Annotated in this window: 17 protein-coding genes; 9 read left to right on the top strand and 8 right to left on the bottom strand. The window is 67.8% G+C overall.

Annotated elements, in window-relative coordinates; all coding sequences use genetic code 11:
* Nucleotides 1-191: 191 nt before the first annotated feature.
* The 3 genes from APZ21_RS06555 to APZ21_RS06545 all read right to left on the bottom strand — a co-directional run bounded on the left by APZ21_RS06555 (nucleotide 192) and on the right by APZ21_RS06545 (nucleotide 3,676).
* Entirely contained in the window at nucleotides 192-1,706 is a 1,515-nt protein-coding gene (locus APZ21_RS06555; RefSeq protein ID WP_054812320.1) for an ATP-binding protein, read from the bottom strand.
* 32 nt (nucleotides 1,707-1,738) lie between these two features.
* Nucleotides 1,739-3,406, bottom strand: a complete 1,668-nt coding sequence (locus APZ21_RS06550) for an NAD(P)/FAD-dependent oxidoreductase (RefSeq protein WP_054812319.1) — start codon at nucleotides 3,404-3,406, stop codon at nucleotides 1,739-1,741.
* Between the two features lie 78 nt (nucleotides 3,407-3,484).
* Nucleotides 3,485-3,676: a hypothetical protein gene (locus APZ21_RS06545; RefSeq protein ID WP_054812318.1), complete on the bottom strand. Its 192-nt coding sequence runs from the start codon at nucleotides 3,674-3,676 to the stop codon at nucleotides 3,485-3,487.
* A 236-nt stretch (nucleotides 3,677-3,912) separates the two neighbouring features.
* Between APZ21_RS06545 and APZ21_RS06540 the strand changes: the two genes are divergently transcribed.
* A complete protein-coding gene (locus tag APZ21_RS06540; RefSeq protein ID WP_054812317.1) occupies nucleotides 3,913-4,368 on the top strand; it encodes an SRPBCC family protein in 456 nt (151 codons plus the stop codon).
* A gap of 47 nt (nucleotides 4,369-4,415) precedes the next feature.
* Here the strand turns inward: APZ21_RS06540 and APZ21_RS06535 are convergent, their stop codons facing one another.
* Nucleotides 4,416-5,444: a beta-ketoacyl-ACP synthase III gene (locus APZ21_RS06535; protein ID WP_054812316.1), complete on the bottom strand. Its 1,029-nt coding sequence runs from the start codon at nucleotides 5,442-5,444 to the stop codon at nucleotides 4,416-4,418.
* Nucleotides 5,445-6,015: 571 nt separating this feature from the next.
* Between APZ21_RS06535 and APZ21_RS06530 the strand changes: the two genes are divergently transcribed.
* From APZ21_RS06530 to APZ21_RS06510, 5 genes are all read left to right on the top strand, one after another.
* Nucleotides 6,016-6,756, top strand: a complete 741-nt coding sequence (locus APZ21_RS06530) for a phosphatidylserine decarboxylase (protein WP_054812315.1) — start codon at nucleotides 6,016-6,018, stop codon at nucleotides 6,754-6,756.
* On the top strand, nucleotides 6,756-7,664 hold the full coding sequence (locus tag APZ21_RS06525; RefSeq protein ID WP_054812314.1) for a CDP-alcohol phosphatidyltransferase family protein: 909 nt from the start codon (nucleotides 6,756-6,758) through the stop codon (nucleotides 7,662-7,664). The genes APZ21_RS06530 and APZ21_RS06525 overlap by 1 nt, the downstream gene beginning before the upstream one ends.
* Nucleotides 7,665-7,700: 36 nt before the next feature.
* Nucleotides 7,701-8,591: an RNA polymerase sigma-70 factor gene (locus tag APZ21_RS06520; RefSeq protein ID WP_054812313.1), complete on the top strand. Its 891-nt coding sequence runs from the start codon at nucleotides 7,701-7,703 to the stop codon at nucleotides 8,589-8,591.
* A gap of 80 nt (nucleotides 8,592-8,671) precedes the next feature.
* A complete protein-coding gene (locus tag APZ21_RS06515; RefSeq protein ID WP_054812312.1) occupies nucleotides 8,672-9,772 on the top strand; it encodes an NAD(P)/FAD-dependent oxidoreductase in 1,101 nt (366 codons plus the stop codon).
* 216 nt (nucleotides 9,773-9,988) lie between these two features.
* Nucleotides 9,989-10,714, top strand: a complete 726-nt coding sequence (locus APZ21_RS06510; protein ID WP_054812311.1) for a Clp protease N-terminal domain-containing protein — start codon at nucleotides 9,989-9,991, stop codon at nucleotides 10,712-10,714.
* Nucleotides 10,715-10,866: 152 nt separating this feature from the next.
* On the opposite strand, the gene APZ21_RS06505 is transcribed toward APZ21_RS06510, so the two are convergent.
* The gene (locus tag APZ21_RS06505; RefSeq protein WP_054812325.1) at nucleotides 10,867-12,900 is read right to left on the bottom strand and encodes an NAD(+) synthase; all 2,034 of its coding nucleotides are present in this window, start codon (nucleotides 12,898-12,900) and stop codon (nucleotides 10,867-10,869) included.
* Nucleotides 12,901-13,152: 252 nt separating this feature from the next.
* Between APZ21_RS06505 and APZ21_RS06500 the strand changes: the two genes are divergently transcribed.
* A complete protein-coding gene (locus APZ21_RS06500) occupies nucleotides 13,153-13,455 on the top strand; it encodes a hypothetical protein (protein ID WP_054812310.1) in 303 nt (100 codons plus the stop codon).
* Between the two features lie 223 nt (nucleotides 13,456-13,678).
* Nucleotides 13,679-15,304 (top strand): chaperonin GroEL, encoded by a 1,626-nt coding sequence (gene groL, locus APZ21_RS06495; RefSeq protein ID WP_054812324.1) that lies wholly within the window; start codon nucleotides 13,679-13,681, stop codon nucleotides 15,302-15,304.
* 75 nt (nucleotides 15,305-15,379) lie between these two features.
* Here the strand turns inward: groL and APZ21_RS06490 are convergent, their stop codons facing one another.
* Nucleotides 15,380-16,069: a ZIP family metal transporter gene (locus APZ21_RS06490; protein WP_054812309.1), complete on the bottom strand. Its 690-nt coding sequence runs from the start codon at nucleotides 16,067-16,069 to the stop codon at nucleotides 15,380-15,382.
* Between the two features lie 4 nt (nucleotides 16,070-16,073).
* Complete coding sequence (locus APZ21_RS06485) at nucleotides 16,074-16,313, bottom strand: hypothetical protein (protein ID WP_054812308.1); 240 nt, start codon at nucleotides 16,311-16,313, stop codon at nucleotides 16,074-16,076.
* A 9-nt stretch (nucleotides 16,314-16,322) separates the two neighbouring features.
* Here APZ21_RS06485 and APZ21_RS06480 point away from each other — a divergent pair, with 9 nt between their 5' ends.
* Complete coding sequence (locus APZ21_RS06480; protein WP_054812307.1) at nucleotides 16,323-16,565, top strand: hypothetical protein; 243 nt, start codon at nucleotides 16,323-16,325, stop codon at nucleotides 16,563-16,565.
* On the opposite strand, the gene APZ21_RS06475 is transcribed toward APZ21_RS06480, so the two are convergent.
* Nucleotides 16,562-17,347, bottom strand: coding sequence for a DUF6585 family protein (locus APZ21_RS06475; RefSeq protein ID WP_239476516.1), 786 nt, complete (start codon nucleotides 17,345-17,347; stop codon nucleotides 16,562-16,564). The two genes, APZ21_RS06480 and APZ21_RS06475, sit on opposite strands and share 4 nt — an antisense overlap.
* Between the last annotated feature and the right edge of the window lie 54 nt (nucleotides 17,348-17,401).

Raw genomic sequence — 17,401 nt, 5'->3', positions numbered from 1 at the left:
ACGGCCGCGAACGGTCGCTCGTATGACTCGCTCCGTGGTGGTTGCGTGGGTGTGCAGTGTCCGTATCTCTGGCACTGCCTTCGGTGGCATCTCTGGCACCCGCCTTCGGTGGCGATCGGTTCGCTGCCCTTTGGTCTCGCGTACTGGAGCTGTGTCTTTGGCCGTGCCTTCGGCACGGCCGCGAACTGTGTCTATGGCCGTGACTTCGTCGCGGCGGGGTTTGGGTGTTCGTTCTCGGATGCTTGTGGGGGTGCGGCTTCTGGGCGGTTCAGGGGGAGGCGGACTGTGAAGCGGGTGTTGCCGGGTTCGGATTCGACTCGGATGTCGCCGTTGTGCTTGTTCACCACTATGCGGAAGGAGATGTCGAGGCCGAGGCCGGTTCCTTCACCTACCGGCTTGGTGGTGAAGAAGGGCTCGAAGACTCGGCGGCGGATGTCGTCGGGTATTCCGGGGCCGGTGTCGCCGATCTCCACGACCGCGCAATCGTTTTCCTGATAGGTGCGTACGGTGAGGGTGCCGCTGCGGTTCATGGCGTAGCAGGCGTTGTCGATGAGATTGGTCCACACCTGATTCAATTCGGCGGCGTAGCACGGGACCGGCGGTAAGGCGCGGTCGTAGACCTTCACCACCTCGATGCCGTCGCCGAGTTTGCGGCTCATCATCACCAGGGTGCTGTCGAGCAGTTCGTGCAGGTCGACGACCTGGAAGGGGGCGCGATCCATCTGCGAATACTGTTTGGCGGCGTCGACGAGGGTGGAGATGCGGGCGGTGGAGTCGCCGATCTCGTTCATCAGCAATTCGGTTTCGATGGTGTAGTTCAACCAGCGGATGGCGCCCTCGAATACCTTGTTCGGGCAGGCTTCCAAGGTGCCGCGGACCCGTTCCAGCCAGTCCACGTCGAATCCCGCCTGCACGAAATTCGGCGCGAGATTCCAGCCGTCGGCGATTTCGTGCTCCTCCAGCCATTCGCCGAGGGCGTCCTCGCGGTCAGCGGCCTGCATGGGTGTCAGATCGGGAGCCTTGGCGACCTGGGCCGCGGCCTCCTCCTGCAATCGGACCAGGGTGACCAGCACCTCGGGCTGGAATTTGCCCTCGGCCATCATCGCCAATTTGTGCCGCATACCGGCGACACGTTCGCGCAGGCCCGCGGTGGCTCGTACGGCCGCGGCGGCGGGATTGTTCAATTCGTGGGTCAGCCCCGCCGACAGCGAACCCAGCGCCAGCAGCCGCTCGCGTTCGGCGAGCCGCTGGTTGGTGTTGCGATTGCCGTTGAAGGCGCCGTCGAGCAGATGCACCGCCATCGGGAACCATTCGTGCATCATGCGCGAGAAGGTGCCCGCGTCGAGCACGAAGAACCGCGATCTGCGGGTGGCGTACAACGAGCCGCTGTAGGTCTGGTCGACCTTGTCGCCCAGATATGCGGTCCACGCGCCCGCGTACACGCCTCGGTAGCCGGTGCGGTTCAATTCGATCTCGGTGCCACCGGAGAGTTTGGTGAGCCGGAGTTCACCGTCGATGAGCACATAGAAGCAGGTCGCCGGATCGCCCTCGCGGAAGATGAGTCCGGGTTCGAGATATTCGATGCGACCGTCGGTGCACAGCCAGCTCAGCTGTTCGTCGGTCAACTTCTCGAACAGGAACAGCGAGCGCAGTTCTTCCGTATCACAGACCGGCTGACCGGTGCGCTCGATGGTTTCGTTGCCCATAACGTGCCTTTCGATCACGGACGGCCTGCGCTTCACGCGAGATATCTGTGCACCAACATCACGGCCATGGCGCCCTCACCGACCGCGGAGGCCACCCGCTTGGCGGATTCGGCGTGCACGTCCCCGGCGACGAATACGCCGGGGACACTCGTTTCCAAGTGGTGCGGCGGCCTCGGTAATTCCCATCCGGCTGGTCGCGCGCCGTCGACCAGCAGATCCGGGCCTGCGAGCACATAGCCGGCGGTATCGCGGAGGACCACGCCGTCGAGCCATTCGGTCTGAGGTGCGGCCCCGATGAACAGGAAGAGCCGTTCGGCGTCCACCTTCTCCTCGGCGCCGGAGGCATTGTCGCGCAGCACGATGCCGCGCAGATGGTCGTCGCCGTCCACCGCGGTCACCTCGGTCTCGGTGTGCACGGTGATGTTGGGGATCTGCTCGATCTGCTGGATCAGATAGTGCGACATCGACTTCGCCAGCGAATCCGCGCGCACCACCAAGTGCACCGCGCGGGCGTTGCGCGAAAGGAATACCGCGGCCTGGCCGGCCGAATTCGCGCCGCCGACGATATAGACATCGTGACCGGCGCATTCGGATGCCTCGGTCATGGCCGAGCCGTAGTAGACGCCGCGGCCGGTGAAATCGTCGACCCCGGCCGCCGGATGGCGGCGGTAGTCCACGCCGGTGGCGATGATCACGGTGTGCCCGTGCAGCGTGCCGCCGTCGGCGAAGGTGACCGCCCGTGCCGATCCGTTGATCTCGAGTCCGGTGACCTCACGGGTGGTGATGACCTCGGCGCCGAATTTCGCGGCCTGGCGCCGCGCGCGATCGGCGAGCTGGGCGCCGGAAAGGCCGTCGGGGAACCCGAGGTAGTTCTCGATGCGTGAACTCTGCCCGGCCTGACCGCCCGTCGCGGTGCGTTCCACCAGCACCGTGCGCAAACCTTCGGAGGCGCCGTAGACTGCCGCGCCGAGTCCGGCCGGACCGCCGCCGACGACGATCAGGTCGTAGAAATCGCCGGTCGGGTGGACGGTGAGCCCGACATGTTCGGCCAGTTCGCTGTCGGAGGGCTGGATCAGGGCCTGGCCCGCGGCCGTGATCACCACCGGACATCGGTCGGGATCGGCACTCGCGGCCTCGAGCAGGCGCGCGCCTTCGGGTTCGTCGGCCAGATACCAGCGGTAGGGCAGCTGGTTGCGGGCCAGGAATTCGCGCACCTGTGAGGATCGCGGCGACCACCGGTTGCCGACGACCTTGGTCTCGGTGACCGGCTTGTGGTCGCTCGAGCGCCACGCCTCGAGCAGCCCGTCGAGCACCGGATACAGCTTCTCCTCCGGTGGATCCCATGGTTTGAGCAGGTAGTGGTCCAGATCGACGACATTGATGGCGTCGATCGCGGCGTTGGTGTCGGCGTAGGCGGTCAGCAAGACGCGCCGCGCGTAGGGGTGCAGGTCCATCGCCTGCTCCAGGAACTCGATGCCGTCCATACCCGGCATCCGGTAGTCGGCGATGAGCACCGCCACCGGTTGACCGCGCAACTTCATCTCGCGCAGTGCGTCGAGTGCGTCGGCGCCGGACTCCGCACGCAGAATCCGGTAGTCGGCCCCGTAGCGGCGGCGCAGGTCGCGGACGACGGCCCGGGACACCCCGGGGTCGTCGTCGACGCTGAGGATGGCCGGTTTCGTCGTAGCGGGTGCAGTCACCTTAGAAGTATGTCGGGTCTCGGCGGCGGATGCCGTCGGTGCGGATGTCCGCTCCCGGGCTCCGGCCGCCGGATTCGTTCACCACCGGTGTTGTTCGACGATCTCGAGCTCACCCGGTGTCAGTAGCCGTTCGAGACGTTCCTCGCGGGCATCGGTCTTGGCCCGCCTGGTACTCGGTCTGCCGCCGTCGGCGGGGTCGTCGGGATCGGTGGAGGGCAGCAGCGGAATCCGGTCCGCGTAGCGACGGTGGATAAAAGAGCGCAGTTTCACGGCCGATCACCTCACACTGGACGGAAATCTGGTGGCTGTGTCTGATACTTCTGCGTCGTCTGATGCTCGAGGTGTCCGATGTTCTCGTCTGGCAACCATTGTGCGCTCGGCATCGTGGTGCCGGGTGGTTGAAGTCCAAAATGTGACCTGGGAGCCTTCCACCCCGATCGAGCTAGGATCGGACGACTCGTCGTTGACTTGCGCTCGATGCCGAGCGCGCGACCCACGGAGGCACAGTGCCCAACACCCTCGAAGCCGCCATCGACATCAGCGCGCCGCCGGACAAGGTGTGGAAGGTCGTGTCCGATCTCAAGCGGATGCCCGAGTTCAGCCCGAACACCGTGCGGATGATTCCGGTCGGCACCCCCAAGGCGGGAACCTGGACGGTCAACTGGAACCGCGACGGCCGCAAGTTCTACCCCACCACCTCGCGTATCGTGCGCTTCGAACCCGACAAGGGGTTCGCGTTCCGCATGAACGAGAACTTCACCGTGTGGAGCTTCACCCTCGAGCCCACCGAGACCGGCACGCGGCTGACCCAGCGCCGCGATGTCGTCAACGGTGTCTCCTGGCCGGTGCGCAAGATGGTCGACGCGCTGCTCGGCGGTGAAGAGGCGTTCGAGGCGAACCTGGTGCGCGGCATGAACGAGACCCTCGGCAAGATCAAGACCGCGGTCGAAGCGGAGTCCTGAGCGCGACGGGGTGGCCGATCGGCTCGGCCACCCCGTCGTCTGCTCGACTACACCCAGTTCGGCAGCTTGACCACCTGGGCGGCGTAGGACAGACCCGCGCCGAAGGCGATCAGCAGTGCCGTGTCGCCCGGCTTGGATTCGCCCTTGCGCAACAGCGACTCCATCGCGAGCGGAATCGAGGCCGCCGAAGTGTTGCCCGTCTCCTCGATGTCGTTGGCGAGTGCGCAGTTCTCCGGCAGTTTCAGCACCCTGGCCATGATCTCGATGATCCGGCCGTTGGCCTGGTGCGGGATCATGGCGTCCAGGTCGTCGGTGGACAGTCCGGCGCGGTCGATGGCGTCGCGGCAGACCTTCTCCAGCGAGTGCGCGGCCCAGCGGAACACCGCCGTACCCTCCATCGCCAGATAGGGCCGCACGGCGTCGAGACCCTTCTCCTCGAGCTCTTTGAAGTATTCGATCCAGTCCTTGTCCTGGCGGATCGCGTGATGCTGGGTGCCGTCCGAGCCCCAGACCGTCGGGCCGATACCCGGTTCGTCGGCGGGGCCGACGATGACCGCGCCCGCGCCGTCGGCGAAGAGGAAGGCCGTGGAGCGATCGGTCGGGTTGACGGTGTCCGTCAATTTCTCGACGCCGATGACCAGCACGTTCTTGGCCGTTCCCGCGCGCACCAGATCCGAGGCCAGCGCCAACCCGTGACAGAAGCCCGCGCAGCCCGCGGACACGTCGAAGGCCGCCGCGCCGTTCATGCCGAGTTCGGTGGCGATGCGCGGTCCGGCCGCGGGGGTGAGCAGCAGATGCGTCGAGGTCGCGACGATCACGCAGTCGACCTGGTCGACCTCGATTCGGGCAGCCTCGAGCGCGCCGCGGGCGGCGGCGACGCTCATGCTCTGAATCGTCTCCTCGTCGGAGGCGAATCGGCGCGTCTTGATACCCGATCTGGTCCGAATCCACTCGTCGCTGGAGTTGATCGGTCCGGCGACCTCGTCGTTGGTGACCACCCGGGCGGGGCGATATACGCCGAGCCCGAGGATCGCGGTGTGCTCTGCCCCCGTGGTCTGGGCGAGTCGAGCAGACATGGTGCGTCTCCTATGTACCTGCGGCGCTGCCGCCGGGTTGTCCCCGAAGCATCCGAAATGTCCTCATCATGCGCGGATTGCCGCGCCATCGCCTCCTACGTCACCGTAGACATGAGGCCCCCTCAGATTAGCTCGCCGCGGCGAAATATGACGTGCGTATTCTCACATCCGCCGGGTACACCCTTGGATAGCGTGTCGTTTGCCATTCGTCGCGCCCGCCCGGTGATGCGAGGTCGCCATGCTCGTCCTGGGATATCGGTCGGATCGTCGTCGGCGGATCGGCCGGACGGATCGCGAGCAACGCCAGGAACGCCGATGCGCGGTGGGCATCGTGCTCGATCCTCGCCGGCGTGCTCGGAGGTTTGCTGGGCGGCTGCACGCCGGCCCTGTTCGGTTCGACGTGCGCGGTGCGGGCTGGTTTTCGGTTTCCTCGGCTGCCTCGGCGGCGCGGTCGTGCCGCTGTGTCCGGTGCAACTGTTCACCGTACGTAGGGTCGGCCGACCACAACATGTCATGCGCCCGGTTCCCGTAAGGTGTGATCGCTTGCGCCTGACGAATGAAAGAGGAGCCTGTGGCACGCCGCCCCACCCCGCCCGGCACGCCCGAGACCACCGGAATCGGCCACGTGGTCGACCTGGTCCGGGCAGCGATTCCCCCGCTGCATCCGGCCGGACTACCGTTCGTGGCCGCGCCGCTGGCGGTCGCGGTGCTGGGCGGACGGCGCAAGTGGGTGCGCCGCACGGGTCTGCTGGCCGCTGCGGCGTGCGCGGGCTTCTTCCGCCATCCGCGCCGGGTGCCGCCGAATCGGGCCGGTGTCGTTGTGGCGCCCGCCGACGGCGAGATCGCCTTGGTCGACACGGCGGTGCCGCCCGCCGAACTCGGGCTCGGCGCGCAGCCGCTGCCCCGGGTGAGCATCTTCCTTTCGGTACTCGACGTGCATGTGCAGCGCAGCCCGGTCTTGGGCACCGTGCGCACGGTGATCCACGAACCCGGCCAGTTCCGCTCCGCCGATCTGCCCGAGGCCAGCTCGGTCAACGAACGCACCAGCATGGTGCTCGAGACCCCGCACGGCGAGCGGATCGTGGTCGTGCAGATCGCCGGACTGCTTGCCCGGCGTATCGTGTGTGACGCCGAGGTCGACGACGTCCTCACCATCGGCGACACCTACGGACTCATCCGTTTCGGGTCGAGGGTCGACACGTATTTCCCGCTCGGCACCGAACCGCTCGTCCGGCCCGGACAGCGCACCATCGGGGCCGAGACGGTGCTGGCCGTCCTGCCTACGGCAGGTTCGACACCCGCCGATTCATGATGGAGGCGGCACTGCCCACACCGCCGCAGCAGCGCAGACGCAGAAGTATCCGACTTCTGCCGAGCATCGTGACGATCATGGCGCTCGCCGCCGGATTGTCGGCGGTGAAGTTCGCGCTGGACGGCATGCTCGATGTCGCGCTGGCGATGGTCGGCGCGGCGGCGGTGCTCGACACCCTGGACGGCCGGTTGGCGCGCATGCTCGACGCCACCACCAAGATGGGCGCCGAACTCGATTCGCTGTCCGACGCCATATCCTTCGGCGTCGCGCCCGCGCTGGTGCTCTACGTCGCCCTGCTGGACGAGACCAGCGCGGGCTGGATCGTGGCCCTGCTGTTCGCGGTGAGCATCGTGCTGCGGTTGGCGCGGTTCAACACCCTGCTCGACGACGACACCCGCCCGGAATGGTCACGCGAGTACTTCGTCGGCGTGCCCGCGCCCGCGGCGGCGCTCATCGCGCTGGTCCCGATCGCGCTGAAGGTGCAATTCGGCGACGGGTGGTGGGTCGATTTCTACACCGTCGCGGTGTGGACGGTGTTCGCGGCGGCCCTGGCGGTGAGCACCGTGCCGACGCTGGCCATGAAGTCGGTGTCGGTTGTGCCGCAGGCCGCGGCCGCGTTGCTGGTGCTGGTCGCGGTCGCCGCGGCGTTGCTGGTGACCTATCCGATCGTGCTGTTGCTGATCCTGGTCGCGCTGTATCTGGCACACATCCCCTTCGCGTGGCACTCCCAGCGCTGGGTGGCCGCCCGCCCGGAGACCTGGAAGCACAAACCGGCCGAACGCCGGGCGCAGCGCCGGGCCCAGCGGCGCCGTCCCGCTCTGCGCCGTCCGGTGATCCGCGGTTCCAGCCGGTTACGGCTGCGCCGGCCGGGGGCGAGGAAGCCGACGGCCGACGACGTGACACGCTGAGCCGGTCCGGTGACCGAGCGTGGAGGAGGGACAGCGATGGAATCGGACGGATTGCGTCGGTTCCAGGCGCATCGGCCCAGACTGTTCGCGCTCGCCTACCGCATGCTCGGCTCGGCGAGCGAGGCCGAGGACGCGGTGCAGGAGACCTATCTGCGCTGGGACGGCGCCGACCGCGCCGCCATCCGGTCCGCCGAGGCGTGGTTGACCACCGCGGTGGTCAATCTGTGCCGCACCTGGCTGGTCTCGGCACGGGCCCGCCGGGAGACCTATGTGGGGCCGTGGTTGCCGGAGCCGGTGCCGACCGCGCGCGGTGAACTCGGTCCGCTCGAGACCGTCGAGGAACGCGAACAGGTCTCCCTGGCGCTGCTCACCACCCTGGAGCGGCTGTCCCCGCTCGAGCGCGCGGTCTTCGTGCTGCGCGAGGCATTCGGGTACGCGCATCGCGAAATCGCCGACATGCTCTCGATTTCCGAATCGTATTCGCAGCAGACCTATCGGCGCGCCGGTCAGCGCGTCCGCGCGGGCGCGCCCCGATTCGCCGTCGAACCCGATCGAGCCGCCGCGCTGGTCGAGCGCTTCCTGAAGGCGGCGCGCTCCGGTGACGTCGAGCAGTTGCAGTCCCTGCTCACCGCCGACGCGACCGCGACCGCGGACGGCGGCGGCAAGGTCAACGCGGCGCGTAAGCCGGTGCTCGGCGCCCACCGGGTGGCCCGCTACCTGACCGGACTGGCACGGTGGTCGGAGCCGGGGATGCGGCTCGAGACCTGGGAGATCAACGGCGCGCCCGCACCGGTGGTCCTGTTGGACCGGAAGCCGGTGCTCGTGATGGGCATCGAGGTCGCCGGGGATGCCGTCGCCGCGGTGCGACTGATCGTCAATCCCGACAAGCTGGCCTATCTCGTCCGGGTGGCCGCGGCCGGAGAGTGACGCGGCTCATGTTCGCGGGTTGTCAGGAATCGGGGCGCTGTCCGGTCTAGGTGGTGTCGGCCATCGGAAGGAGCCACCTCATGACCACAGAGCAGAACGCCGCCATCGCGGGACATCGCATCGTCGTCCTCGGCGCGGGATACGCCGGACTCGCGGCGGCCCGGCGACTGGCCCGCCGGGCGAGTGACGCGCACATCACCGTGGTGGACGCGCGCGCGGAATTCGTCGAGCGGGTCCGATTGCACCAACGCGCGGCCGGACAGGACATTCCGCGCTGGAACCTGCGAGAAGAATTGCGCGCCAAGGGAATCGACTTCGTGCATGCTCGTGCGCTCGGTCTCGACCCGGCGCGCAGGCTGGTTCGGCTCGACGGCGCGCCGTCGCTCGAATACGACACGCTGGTCTACGCGCTCGGCAGTGCGCGCGATACCGCGGGCGTGCCGGGCGCCGCGGAATACGCGCGATTCGTCGCGACGCCCGAGGATGTGCGGCCGCCGCGCGGATCGGTCGCGGTGGTCGGCGGTGGCGCGACCGGGATCGAGTTGGCGGCCGAACTCGCCGAATCCCATCCGAATTCGCGGGTGACGCTGTTGAGTTCGGAGGAGCCCGCGGGGTGGATGTCGGCGAAGGCGGCGGCTCATGTGCGGCGCACGCTGGAGCGGCTCGGGGTCGAGATCCGTTCCGGCGCGAAGGTCGTCGAGGTGCTGCCCGCGGGAGTGCGGTTGGCAGACGGCACCGAGGTGGCGGCGGACACGACGATGTGGACCACCGGATTCGCGGTGCCGCCCCTGGCCGCCGATGCCGGTCTCGCCGTGGACGGAAACGGGCGGATACGCACCGACGCGGGTCTGCGGTCGGTCTCGCACCCGGATATCTACGCGGTGGGCGACGCGGCGGTGATCGCCGGTCCGGGCGGGCGCGAACTGCGCATGGCGTGCGCGACGGCACAGCCCGCCGGCCTGTACGCCGGCGCCGCCATCGCGACCCGGTTGCGCGGTGGCGAGCCGGGCGATTTCCGCTATCGCTATGTGGCGCAATGCCTGAGCCTCGGACGCCGGGACGGCGTCATCCAACTCCTGCGCGCCGACGACAGTCCGGCCCGGACCGTGCTGACCGGACGGCTCGGTGCGTGGGTCAAGGAATTGATCGTGCGCGGCGCCGGTTGGGTCGCGCACCCCTGACGCCGCCGCGGGGATTCGGCACTGGACGGCCCTCGACCGGGGATGTTCGGTGCCGATCCACGCCGCGGACGGCGAGGGTATGAATTCGCGCGGATCGCCGGTCGCCGTGCGTCTTTCGGATGTCTCGTGTATGTCGGCGGCGCGCGGCGGCCGATCCGCCCGCCGTCCGTCAACCAACTGTTGACGCAACCAGCATCGTCAACCTATGGTTGACGCATGACTTCTTTTCGACTCGATGACCTCATCAACGGCATCAAGAAGGCCCGACCCGACAATGTGCTCGAGCAACTGTCCGAGGCGGTCGTCGCGGGCAATCACCTCGGCGAACTGGCCGACCACCTCATCGGCCACTTCGTCGACCAAGCGCGTCGCTCGGGCGCGTCGTGGACGGAGATCGGCGCCAGCATGGGCGTGACGAAACAGGCCGCCCAGAAGCGATTCGTTCCGAAGGACCCCGGTGACGTGACCGATGCGGCGACCATGGACCCGAACGCCGGATTCGCCCGCTTCACCCCCCGCGCCCGCGCGGTCGTGGTCGCAGCCCAGGAAGCCGCGCGGACGGCAGGCAATCCGATCATCGGCACCGGGCACCTGATCCTCGGCCTGATCAGCGAACCCGAGGGCCTCGCGGTCAAGGAGATCCTTTCCGCCGGGGTCGACGTGGACGCTGTCCGCGCCGCGGCCACCGCGTCCCTGCCCGCTGCCGAGGGCGAGGTACCGCCGCTGGTGCCCTTCGGACCCGAAGCCAAGAAGGCGCTCGAACTGACCTTCCGGGAGGCATTGCGCTTGGGCCACAACTACATCGGCACCGAACACATCCTGCTCGCCCTGCTCGAACACGAGAACGGCGCGGGCACGCTCACCGGACTCGGCCTCGACAAGGGCCGGATCGAAGCCCATCTCCTCGAGGTGCTGGCAAGCCTGGTCGCCCCCAAGGAGTGAGCTGTATTTTTGGCCGCGCCTTCGGCGCCGCGAACCCGCGAGACGCCGCGAACCCGCGAGACGCCGCGAACCCGCGAGACGCAGCGAACCCGCGAGACGCCGCGAACCCGCGAGACGCCGCGAACCCGCGAGACGCCGCGAACCCGGGCGGATCAGTCGGGGACGTTGCGGGCTAGCTCGTCGAGCCAGGCGGCTGCCGAGGCGTCGCTGGGGGCGCGCCAATCACCGCGCGGTGACAGGGAACCGCCGGAGCCGACCTTGGGGGCGTTGGGCAGGGTGGAGCGTTTGAACTGGCTGGTCTGGATGAAGCGGCGCAGGAATTCGGCCAGCCAGTGCTTGATCGTCGCCAGATCGTAGGCGTTGCGCTGGTCGGCGGGAATCAGATCCGGCCATGCCCCCACCGCGGGATCGGACCAGGCGTGTCGCGCCATGAAGGCGATGCGACTCGGGTTGTAGCCGAAGCGCAGCAGGTAGTACAGGTGGAAGTCCTGTAGTTCGTACGGGCCCACCGTGGCCTGCGAACTCTGCCCGGGACCGGAGTCGTCGTCGGCGGTGGGAATGAGTTCGGGGGAGATCTCGGTCAGCAGAATGGATTTCAGTACCTCGGCGGCCTCGGGTCCGAATTGGCCGGTGTCGGCCGCCCAGGCGATCAGATACTTGATGAGCGTCTTGGGCACCGAGGCGTTCACGCTGTAGTGCGCCATGTGGTCGCCCACTCCGAAGGTGCACCAGCCCAGCGCCAGTTCGCTGAGGTCGCCGGTGCCGACGACAAGGGCGTCGTGCATATTGGCGAGCCGGAACAGATGGGAGGTGCGCGCACCGGCCTGGACATTCTCGTAGGTGATGTCGTATTGCGGAACACCTTCGGCCGCAGGGTGTTTCAGATCGCGCAGCATCTGGGTCGCCGAGGGGCGGATATCGATCTCCGTCGCGGTGACCCCGAGCGCGGCCATCAGCCGGTGCGCGTCGGTGCGGGTGCGGGTACTCGTCGCGAAGCCGGGCATCGTGTAGGCCAGCACATTCGCCCGCGGCAGCTCGAGGCGGTCCATCGTCTTGGCGGCGACTATGAGCGCCTGCGTTGAGTCGAGTCCGCCGGAGACGCCGATGACCAGTCGCTCGGAGCCGGTGGCGCGCAGTCGTGTGCTCAGCCCCTCGACCTGGATGTGGTGCACCTCGGCGCAGCGTTCGTTGCGCGCGGCGGGATCGGTGGGAACGTATGGGAAGCGCGCCAATTCGCGGCGCAGGGGAGCGGCGCCCGCTGGCACGGGCAGGCGCACCGTTATGCGGCGCATGCGGCTGAGGCGGTCGCGGTGGTCGTGTACGGTGTCGGCGAAACTGGTGGTGCGCAAGCGATCCGCGGCCAAACGGCGCAGATCCAGATCCGCGCTCACCAGACGCGGATGGTCGGCGAAGCGTTCCCCCTCGGCGAGCAGATCGCCGTTCTCGCAGATCAGCGCCTGGCCGTCCCAGGCCATGTCGGTGGTCGACTCGCCGTGTCCCGCAGCGGAATACAGATATGCGGCGAGATATCGCGCGGAATGCGATGTGCACAGCGCCCGTCGGTAATCGGCTTTCCCGATCACGATATTGCTGGCGGAGAGATTCACGAGCACGGTCGCGCCCGCCAATGCCGCATATCCACTCGGCGGCAACGGCACCCAGCCGTCTTCGCAGATCTCCAGATGGAAGACGAAACCATCCAGATTGGTGGCGGTGAAAAGTAGTTCGGCCCCGAATGGCACCCGTTGTCCGGCGATCTCGATGTGATCGTCCAATGCTTCGCGAGCGGCCGCGAATTGCCGTTTCTCGTAGAACTCGCGATATCCGGGCAGATAACTCTTCGGTGCGACGCCGAGCACCTCGCCCGCGCAGATCGCGACCGCGCAATTGAACAGACGGCCCTGCGCGCGCAGCGGCGCGCCGACAATCAGCACGGTCGCGATGTCGACGCTCGCGGCGATCAGGCGCGCCAGCGCGTCGGTGACCGCGCCGTCGAGCGCGTCCTGGTGGAACAGGTCGTCGGCGGTGTAGCCGGACAGACCCAGTTCCGGGAAGACGGTCAGCATCGCGCCGTCCTCGGCGGCCGCGCGGGCCGAGACGAGGGTGTGTTCGGCATTGTGGGCCGGATCGGCGACCCGGACCGGCGGTACCGCCACCGCCACGCGGGCGAAGCCGTGCCTGTACATCGAGTCGAACGGCAGATCCGCCACCGCGCCCCCTCGGATAACTCGGGCCGGCCCGCCGCCGGGGGCCGATGATCATGGTCCGCCCCGAAATGTACGCCTGTTCGGCCGCCGCGCCGCGCCCACGCCTCCGACCGGGGTAAATCCGCTGCGGCAGTCCGCGGATTCCGGCGGAAAGCGCGCGGTCGCGGACACGGCCCGTGTCCGAAACACTCGCGCGCTGAGCGAGCGGGAGTTCCCGGCTAAGCTATAGCGATGGCGGATGACACCGACGAATTGGATTCCGACCTAGTCGCGGGGGAACGTCGCGTCGATTTGTTGCGCGCGCTTTCCTATGTCTCCACGGAATCCGGGCCGGATGGCGAATATATCGTCAACGGCGATCTGCCGCCCGAGGTCGCGCCGCCGTTCATACGGGCGATCATGCGGGTCGAGGCCGAACTCCTGCTGCACGACGCCGAACTGGTCACGGTCGACAACGAGGAACCGCGCACGCCCGACGAGCGCCGAACCGACGCCTTCGTCGCGCTGGTGCTGCGGATCGACGATCGCTCCTGACCGTGTGTCACCCGTTTCCGACCTTGCACTCGGCATCGGCGAGTGCTAGAAATGGCATTGGCACTCTCCACGTGTGAGTGCCAGGTCGGGACGGTGAGACCGGGTTTCATCGACACCCTCGGTCGTCCGTCGCGGGCACCGAACCTGGCCAGCGTAAATGGGGCGGCCCAACCGGCGGTCGTCTCGTGTGTCAGCCATACACATGGAGGATCTCAACAACGCCATGGCCAAGACAATTGCGTATGACGAAGAGGCCCGCCGCGGCCTCGAGCGGGGACTGAACGCCCTCGCCGACGCGGTCAAGGTGACGCTGGGCCCCAAGGGTCGCAACGTTGTCCTGGAAAAGAAGTGGGGCGCCCCCACGATCACCAACGATGGTGTGTCCATCGCCAAGGAGATCGAGCTGGAGGACCCGTACGAGAAGATCGGCGCCGAGCTGGTCAAGGAAGTCGCCAAGAAGACCGACGACGTCGCGGGTGACGGCACCACCACCGCCACCGTGCTCGCCCAGGCGCTGGTGCGCGAAGGTCTGCGCAATGTCGCGGCGGGCGCGAACCCCCTCGGCCTGAAGCGCGGCATCGAGAAGGCCGTCGAGGCCGTCACCGCCAAGCTGCTCGACACCGCCAAGGAGGTCGAGACCAAGGAGCAGATCGCCGCCACCGCCGGTATCTCGGCGGGCGACGCGTCCATCGGTGAGCTCATCGCCGAGGCCATGGACAAGGTCGGCAAGGAAGGCGTCATCACCGTCGAGGAGAGCAACACCTTCGGACTCCAGCTGGAGCTCACCGAGGGCATGCGCTTCGACAAGGGCTACATCTCCGGTTACTTCGTGACCGACCCCGAGCGTCAGGAAGCGGTCCTCGAGGATCCGTACATCCTGCTGGTCAGCTCGAAGGTCTCCACGGTCAAGGATCTGCTGCCGCTGCTGGAGAAGGTCATCCAGGCAGGCAAGCCGCTGCTGATCATCGCCGAGGACGTCGAGGGCGAGGCCCTGTCGACCCTGGTCGTCAACAAGATCCGCGGCACCTTCAAGTCCGTCGCGGTCAAGGCCCCCGGCTTCGGTGACCGCCGCAAGGCCCAGCTGGCCGATATCGCCATCCTCACCGGTGGCGAGGTCATCAGCGAAGAGGTCGGCCTCTCGCTGGAGACCGCGGGCGTGGAGCTGCTCGGTCAGGCGCGCAAGGTCGTCGTCACCAAGGACGAGACCACCATCGTCGAGGGCGCGGGCGACGCGGAGGCCATCAAGGGCCGCGTTGCGCAGATCCGCACCGAGATCGAGAACTCGGATTCCGACTACGACCGTGAGAAGCTGCAGGAGCGTCTGGCCAAGCTGGCGGGCGGTGTCGCGGTGATCAAGGCCGGTGCGGCGACCGAGGTCGAACTCAAGGAGCGCAAGCATCGTATCGAGGATGCCGTCCGCAACGCGAAGGCGGCCGTCGAGGAGGGCATCGTCGCCGGTGGCGGTGTGGCCCTGCTCCAGTCGGCGCCGGCGCTGGACGCGCTGAGCCTGTCCGGTGACGAGGCGACCGGTGCGAACATCGTGCGCGTCGCGCTGTCGGCCCCGCTGAAGCAGATCGCGTTCAACGCCGGTCTGGAGCCGGGCGTCGTCGCGGAGAAGGTCTCGAACCTGCCGGCGGGCCACGGCCTGAACGCCGACTCGGGCGAGTACGAGGATCTGCTGGCGGCCGGTGTCGCCGACCCGGTGAAGGTGACCCGTTCCGCCCTGCAGAACGCCGCCTCCATCGCCGCGCTGTTCCTCACCACCGAGGCCGTCGTGGCCGACAAGCCGGAGAAGGCCGCCGCTCCCGCGGGCGACCCGACCGGCGGCATGGGCGGCATGGACTTCTGAGTCCGGAGGCGCTGTAACACTTCACGAACCGGAAGCCGGTCCACCCGAGGGTGGGCCGGCTTCCGGCTTTCCGGGTCAGGCGCCGATGACGAAGGCGGTGAGGAAGCCCGCGGCGGTGGCCATGCCGACCCACCAACCGCCTTCCTTGTACGCTTCGGGCATCAGGGAGTCGGCGAGGACGGCGATGGTGGCGCCGCCCGCGAAGGCTTGGACGATGGCGATATGCACGGCGGACAGGTAGCCGGAGACGCCGTTTCCGAGCACGGTGACCACGATGAGGACCAGACCTGTCGCGGTCCACAGGAGGAAGGCGCGCCTGCGGGTGAAGTGGTGATCGCGGCGCATGAGGGCGGCCCCGCCGATCGCCTCGGGGACATTGCCGACCGCGACGGCCACCAGCAGGACCATTCCGCTCTCGGTGGCCAGGGAGACGCCGAGCGCGGTGTTCTCGGGGGCGCCGTCGAGGATGGTGCCGAGCATGAGCGCCAAACCGATGGCGGCCGGGCCGAGCCGGGTCTCGATCGCGCGGTTGGCGACGACGTAGACTCCCGCGCCGAGAAATAGCGAGAGTCCGGCGATGTCCGTGCCGCCGACCCGGAAGGCGGGTTCGAACAGTTCCGTGGACACCGCCGCGATCATGGCGCCCGCGCCGAAGGCCATGAGGGTGGCGAGCAGCTGTCTGGACAGACTCCACCGCAATCCGATGGCCGCGCCGACGATCAGCGGCGCCGCCGTCCCGATTCCGTAGAGCAGCGCTTTCAGCATGGAATCACCATAGGCCGGAGCCCTCGACGGTGCCTACGCGGAAGATGCCGGGCGTGCCAGGACCCATCGGCCCGCCACGGTCGAATTGCGATGCCACGATCAGGATTCGGTCGGCGGCGCGGACCAGGGTGGTTGGAATGCTCAGCGCGGTGTCGGTCACCTGACCGGTGCGGGTCGCGGTGGCGCCGTCGTCGGTGATCGACCACCGGCTCACGGTATTGCTCTGATTCTGCGCCGCCCACATCGTGTCGCCGTGCAGTTCGAGCCCGTCGCCGAAGGTGAGGTCGCCGCCGCGCAGGGTCTGTGCTCGAAACCCACCTCACCGAGCGCGGCGAGGCGGTCATGCGCGATGCCGACGCGCGCGATCCGGGTGGAACGGCTGGTGGGTTCGGCGTTCACCGAGGCCGAGGACGCGACGCTACGCGAATTGCTCACGCGCCTGATCGACGCCTTCGACGCGACCCGCGACGGCGGCGCCGACGAGTCGAAGGACTAGCGCGGATCGTCGAAAGGCGTGACGCGCAGGCGTTCGGCGAGTTCGTTGAAGATGTAGAAGTTGGGGATCGCGGCCACCGCGACCAGCGACTGCCAGCGTCCGTCGACCTTGATGCGGACCAGTCCGCTGCGCGCGTCGATGAGTTGGATTCGCTCCCACGGGAAGTTCTCGCCGCGGAAGATCAGCGCGTCCAGATTCAGGCCGAGATCACCGAACTCGACGGTCTCGCCGCTGTCGATCGCGGCGACCGCGCGCGGTAGCTGGGTGGCGGTTATCGCGGAGTGGATGGTCTTGCCCCATTCCGTACCCTCGGCGAAAAGGATGTCGTCGAAGACCGCGTGCGCGCCATCGGGTCCGGTCATTTCCATCGAGTATTCCGAGGGTGTGCCGCTCTGGAAGGTGATCACCTGTTGCCGGACTTCGGCGGTGTCCCAACGGAATCCTTGTACGCGTTCGCCCGCCCGATAAACGGTCATGCCGAAATCGAATAAATCGAGACGGGCGGCGCGATTTCGCCGCCTGCCGCGCCAGATCGCGAGCGCCGCGGGAATTGCCGCGACCAGTCCGATGGCGATGCCGCCGCCGACCGCGCCGACGGTCACGCAGATCACGCCGAGTATGGCGAATCCACCTGCGACGATGGTGAATCCGCGCAACAGGGCGTCGTCGGCTACGGGAACGGGTAGGAAGGTCTGGCGATGCGCGCCGAGTTTCAGATACTCGGACATGAGGTGGATCAACTGGGTCAGCGGGACGGTCCGTCGATCACGGGTCGCGCTCACATCCTGCTCCGTCAAGTTCGGAGTGGCCAATCGTCCCTCCACAAGGCGGCTTCC

This window comes from Nocardia arizonensis (genome assembly GCF_001310275.1).
In the GTDB taxonomy this organism is placed as follows: Bacteria; Actinomycetota; Actinomycetes; order Mycobacteriales; family Mycobacteriaceae; genus Nocardia; species Nocardia arizonensis.
This window is presented reverse-complemented; position numbering and strand designations above follow the sequence as displayed.

Excerpts from the sequence above, each read along its gene's own strand:
- APZ21_RS06555 (WP_054812320.1), bottom strand. The coding sequence starts at position 1,706 with ATGGGCAACGAAACCATCGAGCGCACCGGTCAGCCGGTCTGTGATACG.
- APZ21_RS06535 (WP_054812316.1), bottom strand. The coding sequence starts at position 5,444 with ATGTCTGCTCGACTCGCCCAGACCACGGGGGCAGAGCACACCGCGATC.
- APZ21_RS06525 (WP_054812314.1), top strand. The coding sequence starts at position 6,756 with ATGGAGGCGGCACTGCCCACACCGCCGCAGCAGCGCAGACGCAGAAGT.
- APZ21_RS06520 (WP_054812313.1), top strand. The coding sequence starts at position 7,701 with ATGGAATCGGACGGATTGCGTCGGTTCCAGGCGCATCGGCCCAGACTG.
- APZ21_RS06515 (WP_054812312.1), top strand. The coding sequence starts at position 8,672 with ATGACCACAGAGCAGAACGCCGCCATCGCGGGACATCGCATCGTCGTC.
- APZ21_RS06510 (WP_054812311.1), top strand. The coding sequence starts at position 9,989 with ATGACTTCTTTTCGACTCGATGACCTCATCAACGGCATCAAGAAGGCC.
- APZ21_RS06505 (WP_054812325.1), bottom strand. The coding sequence starts at position 12,900 with ATGTACAGGCACGGCTTCGCCCGCGTGGCGGTGGCGGTACCGCCGGTC.
- APZ21_RS06500 (WP_054812310.1), top strand. The coding sequence starts at position 13,153 with ATGGCGGATGACACCGACGAATTGGATTCCGACCTAGTCGCGGGGGAA.
- groL (WP_054812324.1), top strand. The coding sequence starts at position 13,679 with ATGGCCAAGACAATTGCGTATGACGAAGAGGCCCGCCGCGGCCTCGAG.
- APZ21_RS06490 (WP_054812309.1), bottom strand. The coding sequence starts at position 16,069 with ATGCTGAAAGCGCTGCTCTACGGAATCGGGACGGCGGCGCCGCTGATC.
- APZ21_RS06485 (WP_054812308.1), bottom strand. The coding sequence starts at position 16,313 with ATGTGGGCGGCGCAGAATCAGAGCAATACCGTGAGCCGGTGGTCGATC.